Origin of the sequence: Paraburkholderia sp. BR10872, from assembly GCF_040965835.1 — a bacterium.
Classification (GTDB): Bacteria; Pseudomonadota; Gammaproteobacteria; order Burkholderiales; family Burkholderiaceae; genus Paraburkholderia; species Paraburkholderia nodosa_A.
In genome coordinates this window covers 116,438-132,618 of the sequence record NZ_JBFRCN010000010.1, presented here as the reverse complement: position 1 = coordinate 132,618, position 16,181 = coordinate 116,438, and the positions used below count along the sequence as shown (strand labels likewise).

The following is a 16,181-nucleotide window of genomic DNA, read 5'->3' as shown; positions in this document are numbered from 1 at the left end:
CGGTGCGGAGTATCGGAATGAACATCGCCGTTCTCGGCGCCGGAGCGTGGGGCACCGCGCTGGCAGGGCATCTCGCCCAGGCGCATCACACGCTGTTGTGGGCGCGCGATGGCGCGCTCGTCGACACCTTGCGCAAGACGCACGAAAACGCCCGCTACCTCGCGGGCGTCGCGCTGCCCAGCAATCTCGAATACGAAACGGATCTCGCCGCCGCGCTCGACCATGCGTCGGGCGAGGCGGATCTCGTCGTGCTCGCTACGCCCGTGGCCGGCCTGCGCGGCATGCTTTGCACACTGCGCGACATGGGCCGCGTGCCGGCGCACTTCGTCTGGCTCTGCAAGGGCTTCGAAGCGCAAACGCAATTGATGCCGCATCAGGTCGTGGCGGCCGAGCTGCCGGGCCATGCGAGCAACGGCGTGCTTTCGGGGCCGAGCTTCGCGCGCGAAGTCGGCGAGGGCCTGCCTGTCGCGTTGACGGTGGCGAGCGCCTCCGCCGATTGTCGCGAGCGCACGCTCGCTGCGTTCCATCACCGCGCGATGCGCATCTATACCGGCGACGACGTGGTCGGCGTGGAGGTGGGCGGCGCGGTCAAGAACGTGCTCGCGATCGCGACCGGCATTGCCGATGGTCTGGGCCTCGGCCTGAACGCACGCGCGGCGCTCATCACGCGCGGTCTCGCCGAGATGACGCGCCTTGGCGTCACGCTCGGCGGGCGTGCCGAGACCTTCACGGGGCTGACCGGCCTCGGCGACCTCATCCTCACCGCCACGGGCGACCTCTCGCGCAACCGCACCGTGGGCAAGCAGCTCGCGAGCGGCCGCACGCTCGACGATATCCTCGCCGCACTCGGCCACGTGGCCGAAGGCGTGCGCTGCGCGCAGGCCGTGCTGGCACTCGCGCGCGCGCACGGCATCGACATGCCGATCACCCAGGCGGTATGCGCCGTGCTGTTCGACGGTGTCACGCCGCGCGACGCCGTGAGCGCGCTGCTGCGGCGCGACGCGAAGGCGGAGTAGGGCGCTTCGGTCCTGCTGCGCCAGGTGCTGAGCACGCTTTGCGTGGACCGGATCGCAAAGGAGGACCGTATGCTGACCATCGGAAACTGCCGCATCGAAGCGCAGGCCGTCGACATCACCACGTTGAAGGTCGATGCGATCGTCAACGCCGCGAACGAATCGCTGCTCGGCGGCGGCGGCGTGGACGGCGCGATTCATCGCGCCGCCGGGCCGGACCTGCTGCGCGAATGCGAGACGCTGAACGGCTGTCCGACCGGCGACGCCAAAATCACCGGCGGCTATCGCCTTCCCGCCAAACACGTCATCCACACCGTGGGCCCCGTCTGGTACGGCGGCGGCCGTGACGAAGCGCATCTGCTCGCGTCCTGCTACCGGCGCTCACTCGAGTGCGCGCGCGAGGCCGGCGTGACGAGCATCGCGTTTCCGGCAATCAGTTGCGGCGTCTACCGTTTTCCTGCCGACGAGGCCGTGGCGATTGCGGTATCGACCGTGATCGACGAGCTATCGAAATATCCGACGCTCGAACACGTGATCTTCGCGTGCTTCGACAATGCGATGCTCACGCGCTACGAGCGTGAGCTTGCGGCGCGCGGCAGGGCGTAGGGCGACGCGGTACAACGTACCCGCGTCATTCGCCGCCTTCGAACCCCGCTTGACGCCACGCTTCGAACACCACGACCGCAACTGTGTTCGAGAGATTCAGGCTGCGATTGCCGGGTCGCATCGGCAGGCGCACACGCTGTGGCGTCGCAAAGCGCTCTAGCACCGCGTCGGGCAGGCCGCGCGTTTCCGCGCCGAACACGAACCAGTCGCCCGGCTGGAACGCATGCGCATGAAAGCGGCCCGATCCGCGCGTCGTGAACGCGAACATGCGCGACGGGTCCGGCGCTTCCTTGGCGATGAAGGCATCCCAGTCGGCGTGCACGTGCATCTGCGCGTACTCGTGGTAATCGAGGCCCGCGCGGCGCATTTTCGCGTCGTCGAGGGGAAAGCCGAGCGGTTCGATCAGATGAAGCCGCGCACCGGTGTTCGCGCACAGGCGGATCACGTTGCCCGTGTTCGGCGGAATTTCGGGTTCGACGAGAACGACGTTGAACATGACGATGAAACTCTCTCGATGTCTTGAATAGTGTGAGGCCGATCAGTCTTTCGGCGTGCGTAGCGCGACGAAATTCGTCACGCGCCGTGCGCCCGCGGCCTTGAGCGTATGCGCGAGCGCGTCGAGCGTGGCGCCCGAGGTCATCACGTCGTCGACGACGCCCACGTGCAGGCCGGCAAGCGGCCGCGCGAGCGCGAAGGCCCGGCCGACGTTGCGGCGGCGCGTCTCGCGATCGAGCTTCGATTGCGGCGCCGTATGCAGGATGCGTCGTACGAGCGTGGCGTCCGCGGGCGTGCCCAACCGGCGCGCGAGCGGCCGCGCGATCTGCCAGGCCTGGTTGTAGCCGCGCTCGATCAGGCGTTCGCGCGAGAGCGGCACCGGCACGACGATCTCGGGCATATCGTGCTCTTCGCACATATCGTGTGCGGCCAGCGCCAGGCGTCGCGCAAATTCCTCGCCGAGTGCGAGGCGCGCGCGAAACTTCAGGCCACGCGCGAGCAGGTCGAGCGGCGCGCGATAATCGGCGAGCGCGAGCGTGGCGTCGAATGCAGGCGGTGCGTCGGTGCAGGCCTCGCAGCGGTAGCGTGTGCGTCCCGCCGCACCGCGCCTGTGCGCGAGCGGCATCGCACAGACCGTGCAGCGCAGGCGCGGCTCGTTCCAGTACGCGGCATCGCAGCACACACAGAGCGTGGCTCGCGTCAAATTGCCGCATAATGGGCACAGATTGGGCAGCACGAAGTGGGCAAGCTGTGACGGCAGCGCCCGCGCTTTTCGACAGACGCGCGCAACGCCCGCAAGACGAGTGCGGTGCGAAGCGGGCGGTGTGACGCCCGCTGCATTGCGTGCATCACGTGAAGAAGGGCGCGGCGGCATCGAAGGACGGCCTGGGCAGCGGGCTCGCGTGACTGAAAGGAAAGGAGTGAGCGAGTATACTTCGCAGACTTCGCCAATACGACCGACATGTCCCCGTCTCCCGCAAGAACTGGCCGTCCGGACTATGACACCCGGCACCTGCGGCGCATCTTCGATCGCCGTGCGGCGACTTTCGACGACGTTGCCTTCCTGCCGCGTGAAATCGCGCAACGCATGCGCGAGCGCCTCGAGTACATTAAGGTGAAACCTGCGGCCGTGCTCGACATCGCGTGCGGCCAGGGCGACGACCTGCCCGGCTTGCGCGAGCGCTTTCCCGAAGCGCCCGTGTTCGGCACCGATCTCTCCCTCGCCATGCTGCGCCGTGCCCGCGAGCACGACGCCCCCGACACGAGCTGGCGGCGTTTCCTGCCTGCAACGGTCGGCCGCGCCCTCGGTTCGCGCGGTCCGCGGGTTGCGCAGGCCGACTTCGCCGAACTGCCGTTCGCGCACGGTGCGTTCGAGCTGCTGTGGTCGAATCTCGCACTGCATTGGCATCCGCGCCCCGACCTCGTGTTCGGCGAGTGGCAGCGCGTGCTTAAGGTCAACGGCCTGCTCATGTTCAGCACGCTCGGCCCCGACACGCTCAAGGAGCTGCGCGGCGCGTTCGCCGAAGTCGAAGCCGCGCACGGCGTGCCGACGCGCGCGCACGTCATCGATTTCGTCGACATGCACGATCTCGGCGACATGCTCGTCGAGAACGGTTTCGAGATTCCGGTCATGGACCAGGAAACGCTCACCATCACCTACAAGACGCCGGAGAAGCTGCTCGCCGACGTGCGCCGCTGGGGCGCGTATCCGTTCGAGCGCAACGGCGATGGCGACAGTGAGAACGGTGGCACCGCGCGGCGCCTGCACCGTGCGCTCGTGGCGGCGCTCGAGGCGCGCCGCTGCACGGACGGTCCGCACGCGGGCACGATCCCGCTGACCTTCGAGATCATCTACGGCCACGCGTGGAAGGCCGTGCCGCGCACGACCGCCGAAGGCCATGGCATCGTGCGCATCGAAGACATCGGCCGGGGTCCTGCAAGGAATCGGTAACGTGGTAAGGGGGCTTTCGTTATGCCTGAAATTAGCGCCGGAAAAGCCCTGGGGAAATGCTTGAAAAATCGCTGTAAAGCCCGTCTGGTATGGGTTCGCGGGCGATTGGGCCTTGCTTGTGAGGGCTGGGGATCGCGCCTATAATGCGTCAGTTTGCTGCGCGGAAGGGTCCCCAAATTCCGTTGTGGCAAGTCCAGATGTTCCCGTAGTTGTGCGAGGCGCGACGCGGCGATAGTCTGGCGAAGTTGCAAGTGGGGGAAGCGAGCGATGCAGGCGTCTGATCTGCTGGCGAGTCCGGAACCGGTCCTGAAAGACTGGATCATGAAGCGCAACTGTTCGGTTTCGCCCAGGCAATTCGTGTTCTTCTATGTTTCGCTGGCGCTGGTTTCCATCGCGATCGCCGTTCTGTTGTTGATCCACGGCGCCTGGCTGGTTTTGCCGTTTACCGGTATCGATCTGTTGGTAGTAGGCGGCGCTTTTGTCATCTATGCGCGCCATGCTGTCGATTACGAACGTATCAGGCTTTATCCGAACCGGCTGGTGATCGAACAGATGAGCGCCGACGCGCTCACGCAGTTCGAATTCAATCCCCGCTGGGTCCGGGTCGAGCCGGGCGCGACCCCACGCGACCCGGTGCGTCTCGTGTCCCGCGGTCAGGCGGTCGCTGTCGGGTTGCATCTGCCGCAATATCGGCGAGCGCAGTTCGCGCGGGAACTGCGTGCCTGGCTTGCGCGCGCGCCTTGATGCGCGGCGCGTGAGCTTGCCGGTTGGCGGTACGAGCGTCCCAGGGGGCGCCCTGGTTGCAAAACCTTCCTGCGGGGTCGAGGGTTTGAATGGAAATTATGGGTAAGGAAGCTATGAAAACAATCAAGCGAGCCCTCCAGGGCGTGCTGGCGTGCAGCGGATTCCTCGTCGCCGGCGCGGCACTCGCAGTCGGAGACAGCCCAGGCGGCCCTGCGGTCAACGAGATCAATTTCCAGCCGCCCGTCACGCGCATCGCCGAAGAGCTTTACAGCCTCCACATGATGATGCTGCTCTTGTGCGTCGTGATTTTCGTCGGCGTGTTCGGCGTCATGTTCTATTCGATCTACGCGCACCGTAAGGCGAAGGGCCACAAGGCCGCTCACTTTCATGAGAGCACCACGGTCGAAATCATCTGGACGGTGGTGCCGTTCATCATCGTCGTGCTGATGGCGCTGCCCGCCACCAAGGCCGTCGTCGCGATGAAGGACACCTCCAACGCCGACCTCACCGTAAAGGTCACGGGCTACCAGTGGAAATGGGGCTACGACTACGTGAAGGGGCCGGGCGAAGGCATCAACTTCCTCTCCACGCTCAGCACGCCGCGCTCCGAGGTGAACAACCGCGTGCCGATCACCGATACGTACCTGCAGGAAGTCGACAATCCGCTCGTGGTGCCGGTCAACAAGAAAATCCGCGTCATCACCACGGCCAACGACGTCGTGCACTCGTGGTACGTGCCCGCGTTCGGCGTGAAGCAGGACGCGATTCCGGGCTTCGTGCGCGACACGTGGTTCAGGGCCGACAAGGTCGGCACCTATCGCGGCTTCTGTACCGAGCTGTGCGGCAAGGAGCACGCGTTCATGCCGGTCGTCGTCGAGGTGCTCTCCGACGAGGACTACGCGAAGTGGGTCGATACGCAAAAGGCGAAGATGGCCTCTGCCAACGACGACCCGAACAAGACCTACACGCTGGCCGAGCTCAAGGAGCGCGGCGAAAAGATCTACAACTCGAACTGCGCGGTGTGCCACCAGCCCACCGGCAAGGGCGCGGGCGCGTTCCCGGCGCTCGACGGCAGCAAGGTCGTTCAGGGTCCGCTCGCGGAGCACGTGAGCATCGTCCTGCACGGCAAGAACGCCATGCCGTCATGGGCGCCGACGCTCAACGACGTCGAGATCGCATCGGTCATCACGTTCGAGCGCAACTCGTGGGGCAACCACACCGGCGACATTCTGCAGCCGCGTCAGGTGGCCGACGCGCGTAACGGCAAAATGCCCGAGGGCGGCGGCACGACGGCGGCCGCGGGCGAGGGCGCCGCGAGCGGCGCGGCCGCGGCAAGCGGCGCGGAAGCCGCCAGCGGCGCGGCCCAAGCGAGCGCGGCGAGCGGCGCGGTCCCCGCAAGCGGCGCGGATCAGGCGTCGGGCGCAGCGGCGCCGAGCGCAGCCGCGTTGCCGGCGAGCGTCTACTTCGAAGTGGGCAAGAGCACGCTGCCCGCCGACGCTAAGGACGCCATCCAGGCGGCAGCCGACTACGCGAAGGCGCATCCGGACGCGAAGTTCACGCTGTCGGGCTACACCGATTCGAGCGGCAACGCCAGCACGAACGCCGACCTCGCAAAGCGCCGCGCGCAAGCGGTGCGCGACGCGATGAAGGCGGCAGGCATTGCGGAAGACCACATCATTCTGAAGAAGCCGGAAACGATCACGGGCGGCGCGAACGCGAAAGAAGCGCGTCGGGTGGAGATCAGCGCGGCGGCCTGAACGGGCCCGCGCCATAAGAACAAGCAGCAAGAGACGCAAAAGCAATTCGCTTCAGCATTTCAATTGCATGGGGCTGGAGTCAGGCGCCAAAGCGCCAACTCCGGACCGACAGGAGATAAGACATGTCTAGCATCGGACACGATGTAGCTGGCGGGCACGGTCACGTGCACGGCGACCACGCGCACGCCACGCCCCACGGCTGGCGCCGCTGGCTGCTCGCGACGAATCACAAGGACATCGGAACGCTATATCTGCTCTTCTCGTTCGTGATGTTCCTCTCGGGCGGCGTCATGGCGCTCGCCATTCGTGCGGAGCTGTTCGAGCCGGGCATGCAGATCATGCGCCCCGAGTTCTTCAACCAGCTCACCACGATGCACGGTCTCATCATGGTGTTCGGCGCGATCATGCCGGCGTTCGTGGGCTTCGCGAACTGGATGATTCCGCTGCAGATCGGCGCCTCGGACATGGCGTTCGCGCGCATGAACAACTTCAGCTTCTGGCTGCTGCCCGCCGCCGGCTGCCTGCTGGTCGGCTCGTTCTTCTCGCCGGGCGGCGCGACCGCCGCGGGCTGGACGCTCTACGCGCCGCTTTCCACGCAGATGGGCCCGGGCATGGACTTCGCGATCTTCGCGCTGCACATGATGGGCGCCTCGTCGATCATGGGCGGTATCAACATCGTCGTGACGATCCTGAATCTGCGCGCCCCCGGCATGACGCTCATGAAGATGCCGATGTTCGTGTGGACGTGGCTCATCACCGCCTACCTGCTGATCGCCGTGATGCCGGTGCTCGCGGGCGCCATCACGATGCTGCTGTTCGACCGCCACTTCGGCACGAGCTTCTTCAACGCGGCCGGCGGCGGCGACCCGGTGATGTACCAGCACATCTTCTGGTTCTTCGGGCACCCCGAGGTCTACATCATGATCTTGCCGGCGTTCGGGATCGTTTCGCAGGTGATTCCGGCGTTCTCGCGCAAGCCGCTGTTCGGCTATAGCTCGATGGTGTACGCCACGGCGTCGATCGCGATTCTCTCGTTCATGGTCTGGGCGCACCACATGTTCGCCACCGGCATGCCGGTCACGGGCCAGCTCTTCTTCATGTACGCGACGATGCTGATCGCCGTGCCGACGGGCGTGAAAGTGTTCAATTGGGTCGCCACGATGTGGCGCGGCTCGCTCTCGTTCGAAACGCCGATGCTGTGGGCCGTGGGCTTCCTGATCGTGTTCACGTTCGGCGGTCTCTCGGGCCTGATGCTCGCCATGGCGCCGCTCGACATCCAGTATCACGGCACTTACTTCGTGGTGGCGCACTTCCACTACGTGCTGGTGGCGGGGTCATTATTCGCGTTGTTCTCAGGGTGGTACTACTGGGCGCCAAAATGGACCGGCTGGATGTACAACGAGACGCGCGGCAAGATCCACTTCTGGTGCTCGCTCATCTTCTTCAACCTCGCGTTCCTGCCGATGCACTTCGTCGGCCTGGCCGGCATGCCGCGACGCTATGCCGACTATCCGGCCCAGTTCACCGACTGGAACCAGGTGATCACGATCGGCGCCTTCGGCTTCGGGCTTTCTCAGGTGTACTTCCTGTTCTTTGTCGCGCTGCCCGCGTATCGCGGCGGCGGCGAACTGGAACAGGCCGGCGACAAGCCGTGGGACGGCGCAACGGGCCTCGAGTGGACCGTGCCGAGCCCGGCGCCGTTCCACACGTTCGAGAACCCGCCGACGGTCGAGTAACCCGTTGAGTGGGTGGCGTCCGGCTGTGCGCAGCCGGACGCGAACGAAGCACGCGGTCTTCACGCAGTCTTCATCGGAGCACGTACGAGAGGCGATTCACGATGCAAGGAGAAGCCGCGGCCAGCCGCGCTGAACGCATGACCCGGGATCCACAAAAAAGACGCACGCCTGAGCAGATTCGCGCGGGCAATCTACGGCTCGGCCTCATCTTGCTGGCTGTCGTAGTCGGTTTCTTTGTGGCGGCCGTCGTCAAGCAGGTGTATTTCCCCGGCCACTGACGCGCAGGGCGTTTGCCGGAAGATCGTTCGAGGAAGTTCGATGTCCACGCAAGCTGGAAATGATCGCGCATTCAACCGGTCGATGCTCATCAAGCTCGCCGTGGTGGCGCTGCTGATGTTCGGTTTCGGTTTTGCGCTGGTGCCGATGTATCGAGCGATCTGCCAGGTCACAGGCATCAACAACCTGGTGCAGCGCGACGCCACGGAGCGCGAGGCGCGCAACACGCAGGTGGACATGACACGCACGATCTCGGTCGAGTTCGACGCGAACGCACGCGGGCTGCTGGGCTTCAAGCCGGAGCAGACGAGCCTCGACGTGCATCCGGGCGAAGTCATGACGGTGATGTACGACATTTCGAACAACGAAGGACGCACGATCGACGCGCAGGCCATTCCGAGCTATGCGCCCAAGCAGGCGACGGAGTACTTCCGCAAGATCGAATGCTTCTGCTTCACGCAGCAGGTCCTGAAGGCGAACGAGACGAAACGCATGCCGGTGGTGTTCGTGATCGACCCGAAGCTGCCGAAAGACGTGAAGACGATCACGCTGTCGTACACGTTCTTCGAGCTGAACAAGCCGGCTGTGCCGCCGCCGCCGAAGCAATCGGCGGGCGCGTGAGCCTTCAGCGCCGAAGTCAACGATGCCAGGAGGCGAAGGGCGCATGAGTGACGAACATGGCGGAGCGGGGCCGGCGAAGAAGAAAGGCGGCATCCTGCAGTTGATGAAAGCGGTGGCGTGGTCCTTTCTCGGCGTGCGCAAGCGCGCCGACCTCGAAGACGACGCGGCGAACCTGCACCCCGTGCAGTTGATCATCGCGGGCATCATCGGCGCAGTGCTGTTCATCGTCGTGCTGCTGTTGATCGTGCACGCGGTGGTGGGATGAGCAAGTGCGCGCAACGCTGCGCACGAAGCAGTGAATAACGAGGACACACTCGGACAAATGCAGCCGGCGATGTCCGGTGCAACTGGAAACTGGAGAAACAGGCATGAGCGGCCAAAACGATAGCCCGTACTACTTCGTACCGCACCCGTCGCGGCATCCGATCAGCGCGTCCATTGGGCTTGTGGTCATGCTCGGGTCGCTCGCCTCGTGGATCAACGGCGAGTCGTGGGGGCCGATCGGCGTGCTCGTCGGCCTGCTGTGGCTGCTCTTCACGCTGTGGCACTGGTTCGGCGACGCCATCGCCGAGTCCGAAGGCGGCATGTACGGCAAGCGAGTCGATGTGTCGTACCGGTGGAGCATGAGCTGGTTCATCTTCTCCGAAGTGATGTTCTTCGGCGCGTTCTTCGGTGCGCTTTTCTACGCGCGTGCGATCGCCCTTCATCAGCTCGGCAGCCTCGACTACAGGCTGATCTGGCCGGACTTCTCCGCGGTGTGGCCGAACAACGGTCCCGCAGCGCTGGTCTCGCACTTCCGCTCGATGACGCCGTGGCCCGTGCCGACCATCAACACGGCGCTGCTCCTTTCCTCGGGCGCGACGCTCACCGTTTCGCACCACGCGCTGCGCGACAACCATCGCTCGAAGGCCATCGCCTGGCTCGCCGCGACGATCGTGCTGGGCGTGTGCTTCCTCTTCCTGCAGGCGTTCGAGTACATCCACGCGTACGGCGAGCTGAATCTCACGCTCGCTTCGGGCATCTACGGTTCGACCTTCTTCCTGCTCACGGGCTTCCACGGCTTCCACGTGTTCCTGGGCGGCACCATGCTGACCGTCGTGATGATCCGGCTCATTCGCGGCCACTTCACCGCGGAGCATCACTTCGCCTTCGAAGGCGCGGCATGGTATTGGCACTTCGTCGACGTGGTGTGGCTCGGCCTCTACGTCGTCGTGTACTGGCTGTGATGCGGGGTGCGCCGCGCAGGCCGCGGCGCGCGAGCCGGGAACGAAACAAGGCGCCGCCCGACCTCGTCGGCGCGGCGCCTTGTGTTTTCCGGAATGCGGTTTGCGCGGCGGTGTTCGGTGACGGTCAGCGGTGCTCAGCGACCGTAGGGAATCCCGGTGGACTGAATCCAGCCCATCCAGTGCGCGAACAGGATGAACAGAAAGAGCGAGATGGAAAGGCCCACGCGCGTGGCGAGCGACCAGACCATCCGCTTGGTGCGGCCCCGGTCGTGCATCATGAAGTAGAGCGCGGAGATCATGCTCGCGATGATCAGCGCGAACGCAACCGGGACGAGTATGTGCATGAAGTTCACGGAATTTGGCATGCCTGAAAACGTCTGTCTCATTATCGCACCACGCTGCGTGGCGCGGGGTTCGATCACCGGTATCTCACGCATCGGACGTGCCCAATGAAAATCCGGCTCGTCCCCACGCTGCTCATCTTGATCGTGATGGCCGTGACGATCCGGCTCGGCTTCTGGCAGCGCGACCGCGCGCATCAGAAGGAGGCGCTGCAGGCGCAAATCACGCAGTACGAATCGTCTGCGCCGCAACCGGTGGGCGCCGCGCCGCTCCCACTGAAGGACATCGAGTTCCATCGCGTGCGGGCGACGGGCACCTTCCTGCCCGAGCGCGTGGTGTATCTCGACAATCGTCCGTATAACGACCAGCCGGGTTTTTATGTCGTGATGCCGCTTAAACTCGAAGGCGGCGGCTACGTGCTGGTCAATCGCGGCTGGCTGCCGCGCAACGTCGCGGACCGCACCGCAATCGCGCCCTATGTCACGCCGCCTGGGCCGGTCGTAGTCGAAGGCATTGCGCGCGCAAACGCCTCGCGTGCGTTCGAACTCGGTGCGGGTGGCTCTGCAGCGCATCAGAAGATACGGCAGAATCTCGGCGTCGCTTCCTACGCTGCGGAAACCGGGTTGCCGCTGCAATCGTTCGTGATCCAGCAAACCGGCTTCGTGCCGGCCTTCAAGGACGGGCTCGTGCGCGACTGGCCGGTGCCGGATACCGATGTCGAGCGCAACTACGGCTACATGCTCCAGTGGTGGGGCATGGCGCTCGCGGCCCTCGGTTTCGGTCTGTTTGCGGCCCGTAAAGCTGCGAAAAGCGCTGCGACAAAAGCGCGCACCGAAGGCGAAGCCGGGCGGCACGCCGAATAGCCCGAAGGGCAAGACGCAGGCAGCGCGAAGGACGCCTGATGATCCGTCGGACGAATCGATTCGATCCCGACATGATCCGGACAATGGCGCTGCGCGTGCAGCACATGGACAACTGAAAGCGACAGAAGCGAGGTTCCACGAGAGTGTCGACGCAATCCCCCCGTTCCGCCCAGGCCAGACAAGCCGCACAGCCGGCCGCCATGTCCGCGCAGAATCACGCGAAGCGGCGTGGCCGCTGGACGCTGCTCATCATCATGCTCATCTGCGGCGCGCCGATCGCGATTTCGTACTTCTCGTACTACGTGATCAAGCCGAAGGGCGGCTCGACGAGCTATGGCACGCTCATCGAGCCGCAGCGGCCCATTCCCGGCGCGCTCATGGTGACGGGCGACGACGGCCATGAAGTGCCGCTCGCCTCGCTCAAGGGCCGCTGGCTAATGATCTCGGTGAATGGCGGCGCCTGCGACGAAGCCTGCGCCACGAAGCTCTATTTCATGCGCCAGGTGCGCGCGACGCAGGGCCAGGAGCGCGAGCGCATCGTCACGGTCTGGCTGCGCACCGACGACACGAGCGTCCCCGCGAAAGTGAAGGGCGCCTACGCGGACACGCGCGTGTTGCGCGCCGATCCGGTCGCCGTCGCGGCGTGGCTGCCCGCGACGCAGACGACGAACGACACCGACCACATCTATCTGGTCGATCCGAACGGCAACCTGATGATGCGATTCCCGGCGCAAGCCGATCCGTCGAAAATCAAACAAGACGTCACTAAACTGCTCAAGTGGTCCCGCATCGGTTAAGGTGCGCAGCGCGAGTCTGACAGAGAAGAGTAAGAGAGATGTTTATCCTGGAGCTGGGCCTGATCGGCCTGTGCATCGCGTTGCTGCCGCTCTCGTGGGTCTGGGTCAAGGCCGACGACAACAAGTTTCGCAAGCTCGTGTGGCTCACGACGTTCATGACGCTCGACCTCGTGATGTTCGGCGGCTTTACGCGCCTGACCGACTCGGGCCTCGGCTGTCCTGACTGGCCGGGCTGCTACGGCACGTCGTCGCCGTTCATCGCGCACGTGCAGATTGCCGCGGCGCATCTGGCCATGCCGAGCGGCCCCGTGAGCATGACGAAGGCATGGATCGAGATGATCCACCGGTATTTCGCCATGGCGATCGGTGTGCTGATCATCGCGCAGATGGCGATTGCCTGGCGCGCGCGCATCAAGCGCCTGCCGCTGCATGTGTCGCCGTGGTGGCCCACGGCGCTGCTCGGGCTGATCCTCGTGCAGGGCGTGTTCGGCGCGTGGACGGTGACGATGAAGCTGCAACCCATCATCGTCACGACGCACCTGCTGCTCGGCCTCACGCTGCTCGGCTCGCTCGCCTGGCTCGCCGCGCGCATGACGCCGCTGCCCGCGTACGAGCCGGACGCCGCGCGCTGGCGCGTGGCCGCGCTGGCGGCGCTCGTGTTGCTCGTTTTGCAGATCGCGCTGGGCGGCTGGGTGAGCACGAACTACGCGGTGCTGGCCTGCACCGACTTCCCGACCTGCAACGGCGCGTGGATTCCGCCGATGGATTTCCATCACGGCTTCCACCTGTGGCGCGCGCTCGGCATGGACGGCAACGGCGACGTGATCACGCAGGACGCGCTCGTCGCAATCCACTGGACGCACCGTACCTTCGCGTTCGTCGTGATCGCTTATCTGGTATGGTTCGCCCTCAAGTTGCGACGCTATGCCTCGCTGCGACGCCCGGCAAACTGGATCATGATCGTGATCTTTATCCAATTTCTGACAGGGCTATCCAACATCGTGCTGCAGTGGCCGCTGCCCGTGGCAGTGGCGCACAACGGTGGCGCGGCGATCCTGCTGCTTTTGGTCGTCGTGCTAAACTTTCGAATTGCTTGTAGCCGCCCCGGCCGCGCCGTTCTCCCAGCGCGCGACACCGCTGCGGTGTGATCCCGCCCTATGGAAAGTACAACCCTATCCCAGACGCCCGGTAGCCGGATTTCCCAATATCTCGCGCTCACCAAGCCGCGCGTCACGCAACTCGCCGTGTTTTGCGCCGTCATCGGCATGTTCCTCGCCGTGCCGGGCATGGTGCCCTGGAAGCAGCTGATCGGCGGCACCGTCGGCATCTGGCTCACGGCCGGCGCGGCCTTCGCGATCAACTGTCTCGTCGAGCAAAAGGTCGATGCGCGCATGCGTCGGACTGCCTGGCGTCCTTCGGCGCGCGGCGAGATCACGAGCACGCAGATCCTGATCTTCTCGGCGGTGATCGGCGGCCTGGGCATGTGGGTGCTGTACACGTTCACCAATGCGCTCACCATGTGGCTCACGGTCGCGACCTTCATCGGCTACGCGATCATCTACACGCTGCTGCTCAAGCCGGCCACGCCGCAGAACATCGTGATCGGCGGCGCCTCGGGCGCCATGCCGCCTGCACTCGGCTGGGCCGCGGTGACGGGCCACGTGCCCGGCGACGCCTGGATTCTCGTGCTGATCATTTTCGTGTGGACGCCGCCGCACTTCTGGGCGCTCGCGCTCTACCGCCGCAAGGACTACGAAAACGCCGGTCTGCCGATGCTGCCCAACACGCACGGTGAGAAGTACACGCGTCTGCACATCCTGCTCTACACCGTGATCCTGTTCGCGGTCACGCTCATGCCGTACATCTCGGGCATGAGCGGCGTGCTGTATCTGGCTTCGGCCGTGCTGCTCGGCGCCGTATTCCTCGCCTACGCGTGGAAGATCTACGTCGAATATTCCGACGCACTGGCGCGCAAGACTTTCCGCTATTCGATCGTCTACCTCTCGTTGCTGTTCATGGCGCTGCTCGTCGACCATTACGTGCATGCGCTCATCGCGGCGTAACGACATGGCCCACCGCACGCTTGCGCGCTTCGTGCGCGCCACGGTCGTCGCGCTTGCCGCTGCAGGCGCACTCGGCGGCACGCTGGTTCTCGAGGGCTGCGGCCAGCAGCCGCCCGCGTTCTCGAACCTCGACATCACCGGCAATACTCAGTTCGGCAAGGACTTCGCGCTGCCCGACACCAGCGGCAAGACGCGCACGCTCGCCGACTTCAAGGACAAGGTGGTCGTGCTGTTCTTCGGCTACACGCACTGTCCGGACGTTTGCCCGACCACCATGGCCGAGCTTTCGCAGGCGCTCCAGCAGCTCGGGCCCGATGCGGCGAAGCGCGTGCAGGTGCTGTTCGTCACCGTCGATCCCGAGCGCGACACGCCGCAGATCCTGGGCCAGTACGCGGCCGCGTTCAATCCGACCTTCATTGGGCTGCGCCCGGCCAACGAGGACCAGCTCAAGCAGGTGGCGAAGGATTTCCGCGTGTACTACGCGAAGGTGCCCGGCAACACGCCGGATAGCTACACGATGGATCACACCGCCGCGAGCTACGTGTTCGACACGACCGGCAAGCTGCGCCTCTTTGCGCGCGACGGGCAGGGCGTCACGCCCTGGCTGCACGATCTGAAGATCCTTCTCGGCTCGAATCCCGACTAAGGGAAGCGCGGCGTGTTCGCCTCGAGAGGCGAACGCGCGCCGCACGCCTCAGGGCTGCACGGGCATACCAGTATGCGAATTCATTATTTCCCGCAACCGGTTCCATATGAGACGATTTATATCGTCCGGCAGATGGCGCTCAACGCCACGGAACCGGAGCAATACCAAAACCACGCAGGAACATCCTCTTCATGCAGCGCAGAAATCTGATTAAAGCACTCCTCGCCGGCATCGCCGCCACCACGCTCGCAGCCAGCTTCGGCGCACGCGCCGACGACCAGGTCATCAAGGTCGGTACCGTTTCGGGTCCGGACGCGCAAGTCTGGGCCGTCGTCGAGAAGGTCGCCAAGCGCGAAGGCCTGAACGTCAAGGTCGTCGAATTCAACGACTACGTGCAGCCGAACGCCGCGCTCGACGCCGGCGAGCTCGACGCCAACAGCTTCCAGACCGGCCCGTATCTCGACAGCCAGATCAAGCAGCGCGGCTACAAGCTCGTGAACGCGGGCCTCACGTACATCTCGCCCATCGGCGTGTACTCGAAGAAGCTCAAATCGCTGAACGATCTGCCGCAAGGCGCGAAGGTCGCCGTGCCGAATGACCCGTCGAACGAAAACCGCGCGCTGCTGCTCCTGCAAAGCAAGGGCCTGATCAAGCTGCGCGCTGGCGCGGGCGTCAACGGCAACAACGCGACGCCGCTCGACCTCGCCGAAAACCGGAAGAAGATCAAGCTCGTCGAACTGGACGCCGCGCAGCTTCCGCGTGCGCTCGGCGACGTGGACGCCGCCGTGATCAACACGAACTACGCGCTCGCGGCCGGCCTGCAGCCGACCAAAGACGCGATCGCCATCGAGGACATCCACAGCCCGTACGCGAACCTGATCGCCGTTCGCACCCAGGACAAGGACAAGCCTTGGGTGAAAAAGCTGGTCGCCGCGTACCAGTCGGAAGACGTGCGCCAGTTCATCAAGAACGAGTTCAAGGGCTCGATGGTTCCGTCGTTCTAAGGAACCTTCGAGCAGTGGCTGCCTGCGTCCAATTGACGCGG

At 64.9% G+C, this 16,181-nt stretch carries 19 protein-coding genes; 16 read left to right on the top strand and 3 right to left on the bottom strand.

Annotation, left to right across the window (positions count from 1 at the left end):
- Positions 1-17: 17 nt before the first annotated feature.
- Together AB4Y43_RS11145 and AB4Y43_RS11140 are read left to right on the top strand one after the other, a co-directional pair.
- Positions 18-1,016, top strand: coding sequence for an NAD(P)H-dependent glycerol-3-phosphate dehydrogenase (locus AB4Y43_RS11145; protein WP_069264958.1), 999 nt, complete (start codon positions 18-20; stop codon positions 1,014-1,016).
- A gap of 69 nt (positions 1,017-1,085) precedes the next feature.
- Entirely contained in the window at positions 1,086-1,619 is a 534-nt protein-coding gene (locus AB4Y43_RS11140; RefSeq protein ID WP_368606412.1) for an O-acetyl-ADP-ribose deacetylase, read from the top strand.
- Between the two features lie 25 nt (positions 1,620-1,644).
- Here AB4Y43_RS11140 and trmL read toward each other — a convergent pair whose 3' ends face one another.
- A complete protein-coding gene (gene trmL, locus AB4Y43_RS11135) occupies positions 1,645-2,115 on the bottom strand; it encodes a tRNA (uridine(34)/cytosine(34)/5-carboxymethylaminomethyluridine(34)-2'-O)-methyltransferase TrmL (RefSeq protein WP_069264956.1) in 471 nt (156 codons plus the stop codon).
- Positions 2,116-2,157: 42 nt separating this feature from the next.
- Positions 2,158-2,988: a ComF family protein gene (locus AB4Y43_RS11130; protein WP_368727814.1), complete on the bottom strand. Its 831-nt coding sequence runs from the start codon at positions 2,986-2,988 to the stop codon at positions 2,158-2,160.
- A gap of 87 nt (positions 2,989-3,075) precedes the next feature.
- On the opposite strand from AB4Y43_RS11130, the gene AB4Y43_RS11125 reads away from it, so the two are divergent.
- The 8 genes from AB4Y43_RS11125 to AB4Y43_RS11090 all read left to right on the top strand — a co-directional run bounded on the left by AB4Y43_RS11125 (position 3,076) and on the right by AB4Y43_RS11090 (position 10,425).
- Positions 3,076-4,065, top strand: coding sequence for a methyltransferase domain-containing protein (locus AB4Y43_RS11125; RefSeq protein WP_342949539.1), 990 nt, complete (start codon positions 3,076-3,078; stop codon positions 4,063-4,065).
- Positions 4,066-4,332: 267 nt separating this feature from the next.
- Positions 4,333-4,809 (top strand): DUF2244 domain-containing protein, encoded by a 477-nt coding sequence (locus AB4Y43_RS11120; protein WP_069264947.1) that lies wholly within the window; start codon positions 4,333-4,335, stop codon positions 4,807-4,809.
- An 89-nt stretch (positions 4,810-4,898) separates the two neighbouring features.
- Positions 4,899-6,566, top strand: coding sequence for a cytochrome c oxidase subunit II (gene coxB / locus AB4Y43_RS11115; protein ID WP_342949538.1), 1,668 nt, complete (start codon positions 4,899-4,901; stop codon positions 6,564-6,566).
- 122 nt (positions 6,567-6,688) lie between these two features.
- Entirely contained in the window at positions 6,689-8,302 is a 1,614-nt protein-coding gene (gene ctaD / locus AB4Y43_RS11110) for a cytochrome c oxidase subunit I (protein ID WP_069264943.1), read from the top strand.
- 137 nt (positions 8,303-8,439) lie between these two features.
- Positions 8,440-8,580 carry a cytochrome oxidase small assembly protein gene (locus AB4Y43_RS11105; RefSeq protein ID WP_208867222.1) on the top strand — a complete coding sequence of 47 codons (141 nt, stop codon included), beginning with the start codon at positions 8,440-8,442 and terminating at the stop codon, positions 8,578-8,580.
- A 40-nt stretch (positions 8,581-8,620) separates the two neighbouring features.
- Entirely contained in the window at positions 8,621-9,199 is a 579-nt protein-coding gene (locus AB4Y43_RS11100; protein ID WP_069264941.1) for a cytochrome c oxidase assembly protein, read from the top strand.
- 43 nt (positions 9,200-9,242) lie between these two features.
- Positions 9,243-9,464: a DUF2970 domain-containing protein gene (locus tag AB4Y43_RS11095; protein WP_069264939.1), complete on the top strand. Its 222-nt coding sequence runs from the start codon at positions 9,243-9,245 to the stop codon at positions 9,462-9,464.
- A gap of 103 nt (positions 9,465-9,567) precedes the next feature.
- Entirely contained in the window at positions 9,568-10,425 is an 858-nt protein-coding gene (locus AB4Y43_RS11090; protein ID WP_069264937.1) for a cytochrome c oxidase subunit 3, read from the top strand.
- A gap of 134 nt (positions 10,426-10,559) precedes the next feature.
- On the opposite strand, the gene AB4Y43_RS11085 is transcribed toward AB4Y43_RS11090, so the two are convergent.
- Positions 10,560-10,769 carry a twin transmembrane helix small protein gene (locus AB4Y43_RS11085; RefSeq protein ID WP_028201826.1) on the bottom strand — a complete coding sequence of 70 codons (210 nt, stop codon included), beginning with the start codon at positions 10,767-10,769 and terminating at the stop codon, positions 10,560-10,562.
- Positions 10,770-10,874: 105 nt separating this feature from the next.
- Between AB4Y43_RS11085 and AB4Y43_RS11080 the strand changes: the two genes are divergently transcribed.
- From AB4Y43_RS11080 to AB4Y43_RS11055, 6 genes are all read left to right on the top strand, one after another.
- Positions 10,875-11,630 carry an SURF1 family protein gene (locus tag AB4Y43_RS11080; protein ID WP_368727813.1) on the top strand — a complete coding sequence of 252 codons (756 nt, stop codon included), beginning with the start codon at positions 10,875-10,877 and terminating at the stop codon, positions 11,628-11,630.
- A gap of 200 nt (positions 11,631-11,830) precedes the next feature.
- Positions 11,831-12,427 (top strand): SCO family protein, encoded by a 597-nt coding sequence (locus AB4Y43_RS11075; protein ID WP_368727812.1) that lies wholly within the window; start codon positions 11,831-11,833, stop codon positions 12,425-12,427.
- A 38-nt stretch (positions 12,428-12,465) separates the two neighbouring features.
- Positions 12,466-13,575: a COX15/CtaA family protein gene (locus AB4Y43_RS11070; RefSeq protein WP_324162342.1), complete on the top strand. Its 1,110-nt coding sequence runs from the start codon at positions 12,466-12,468 to the stop codon at positions 13,573-13,575.
- Between the two features lie 9 nt (positions 13,576-13,584).
- Entirely contained in the window at positions 13,585-14,490 is a 906-nt protein-coding gene (gene cyoE / locus AB4Y43_RS11065) for a heme o synthase (RefSeq protein ID WP_069264928.1), read from the top strand.
- Positions 14,491-14,494: 4 nt separating this feature from the next.
- The gene (locus AB4Y43_RS11060; RefSeq protein ID WP_368606406.1) at positions 14,495-15,136 is read left to right on the top strand and encodes an SCO family protein; all 642 of its coding nucleotides are present in this window, start codon (positions 14,495-14,497) and stop codon (positions 15,134-15,136) included.
- Between the two features lie 191 nt (positions 15,137-15,327).
- Positions 15,328-16,140: a MetQ/NlpA family ABC transporter substrate-binding protein gene (locus AB4Y43_RS11055; protein ID WP_368727811.1), complete on the top strand. Its 813-nt coding sequence runs from the start codon at positions 15,328-15,330 to the stop codon at positions 16,138-16,140.
- Positions 16,141-16,181 lie beyond the last annotated feature (41 nt).

What these genes read in the sequence shown, in the direction of transcription:
- cyoE (WP_069264928.1), top strand. Translation starts at nt 13,585, where the DNA reads ATGGAAAGTACAACCCTATCCCAGACGCCCGGTAGCCGGATTTCCCAA.
- AB4Y43_RS11145 (WP_069264958.1), top strand. Translation starts at nt 18, where the DNA reads ATGAACATCGCCGTTCTCGGCGCCGGAGCGTGGGGCACCGCGCTGGCA.
- AB4Y43_RS11100 (WP_069264941.1), top strand. Translation starts at nt 8,621, where the DNA reads ATGTCCACGCAAGCTGGAAATGATCGCGCATTCAACCGGTCGATGCTC.
- AB4Y43_RS11120 (WP_069264947.1), top strand. Translation starts at nt 4,333, where the DNA reads ATGCAGGCGTCTGATCTGCTGGCGAGTCCGGAACCGGTCCTGAAAGAC.
- AB4Y43_RS11055 (WP_368727811.1), top strand. Translation starts at nt 15,328, where the DNA reads ATGCAGCGCAGAAATCTGATTAAAGCACTCCTCGCCGGCATCGCCGCC.
- coxB (WP_342949538.1), top strand. Translation starts at nt 4,899, where the DNA reads ATGGAAATTATGGGTAAGGAAGCTATGAAAACAATCAAGCGAGCCCTC.
- AB4Y43_RS11085 (WP_028201826.1), bottom strand. Translation starts at nt 10,769, where the DNA reads ATGCACATACTCGTCCCGGTTGCGTTCGCGCTGATCATCGCGAGCATG.
- AB4Y43_RS11060 (WP_368606406.1), top strand. Translation starts at nt 14,495, where the DNA reads ATGGCCCACCGCACGCTTGCGCGCTTCGTGCGCGCCACGGTCGTCGCG.
- AB4Y43_RS11095 (WP_069264939.1), top strand. Translation starts at nt 9,243, where the DNA reads ATGAGTGACGAACATGGCGGAGCGGGGCCGGCGAAGAAGAAAGGCGGC.
- AB4Y43_RS11080 (WP_368727813.1), top strand. Translation starts at nt 10,875, where the DNA reads ATGAAAATCCGGCTCGTCCCCACGCTGCTCATCTTGATCGTGATGGCC.
- AB4Y43_RS11075 (WP_368727812.1), top strand. Translation starts at nt 11,831, where the DNA reads ATGTCCGCGCAGAATCACGCGAAGCGGCGTGGCCGCTGGACGCTGCTC.
- AB4Y43_RS11070 (WP_324162342.1), top strand. Translation starts at nt 12,466, where the DNA reads ATGTTTATCCTGGAGCTGGGCCTGATCGGCCTGTGCATCGCGTTGCTG.
- AB4Y43_RS11090 (WP_069264937.1), top strand. Translation starts at nt 9,568, where the DNA reads ATGAGCGGCCAAAACGATAGCCCGTACTACTTCGTACCGCACCCGTCG.
- AB4Y43_RS11125 (WP_342949539.1), top strand. Translation starts at nt 3,076, where the DNA reads ATGTCCCCGTCTCCCGCAAGAACTGGCCGTCCGGACTATGACACCCGG.
- ctaD (WP_069264943.1), top strand. Translation starts at nt 6,689, where the DNA reads ATGTCTAGCATCGGACACGATGTAGCTGGCGGGCACGGTCACGTGCAC.
- trmL (WP_069264956.1), bottom strand. Translation starts at nt 2,115, where the DNA reads ATGTTCAACGTCGTTCTCGTCGAACCCGAAATTCCGCCGAACACGGGC.
- AB4Y43_RS11130 (WP_368727814.1), bottom strand. Translation starts at nt 2,988, where the DNA reads ATGCCGCCGCGCCCTTCTTCACGTGATGCACGCAATGCAGCGGGCGTC.
- AB4Y43_RS11105 (WP_208867222.1), top strand. Translation starts at nt 8,440, where the DNA reads ATGACCCGGGATCCACAAAAAAGACGCACGCCTGAGCAGATTCGCGCG.
- AB4Y43_RS11140 (WP_368606412.1), top strand. Translation starts at nt 1,086, where the DNA reads ATGCTGACCATCGGAAACTGCCGCATCGAAGCGCAGGCCGTCGACATC.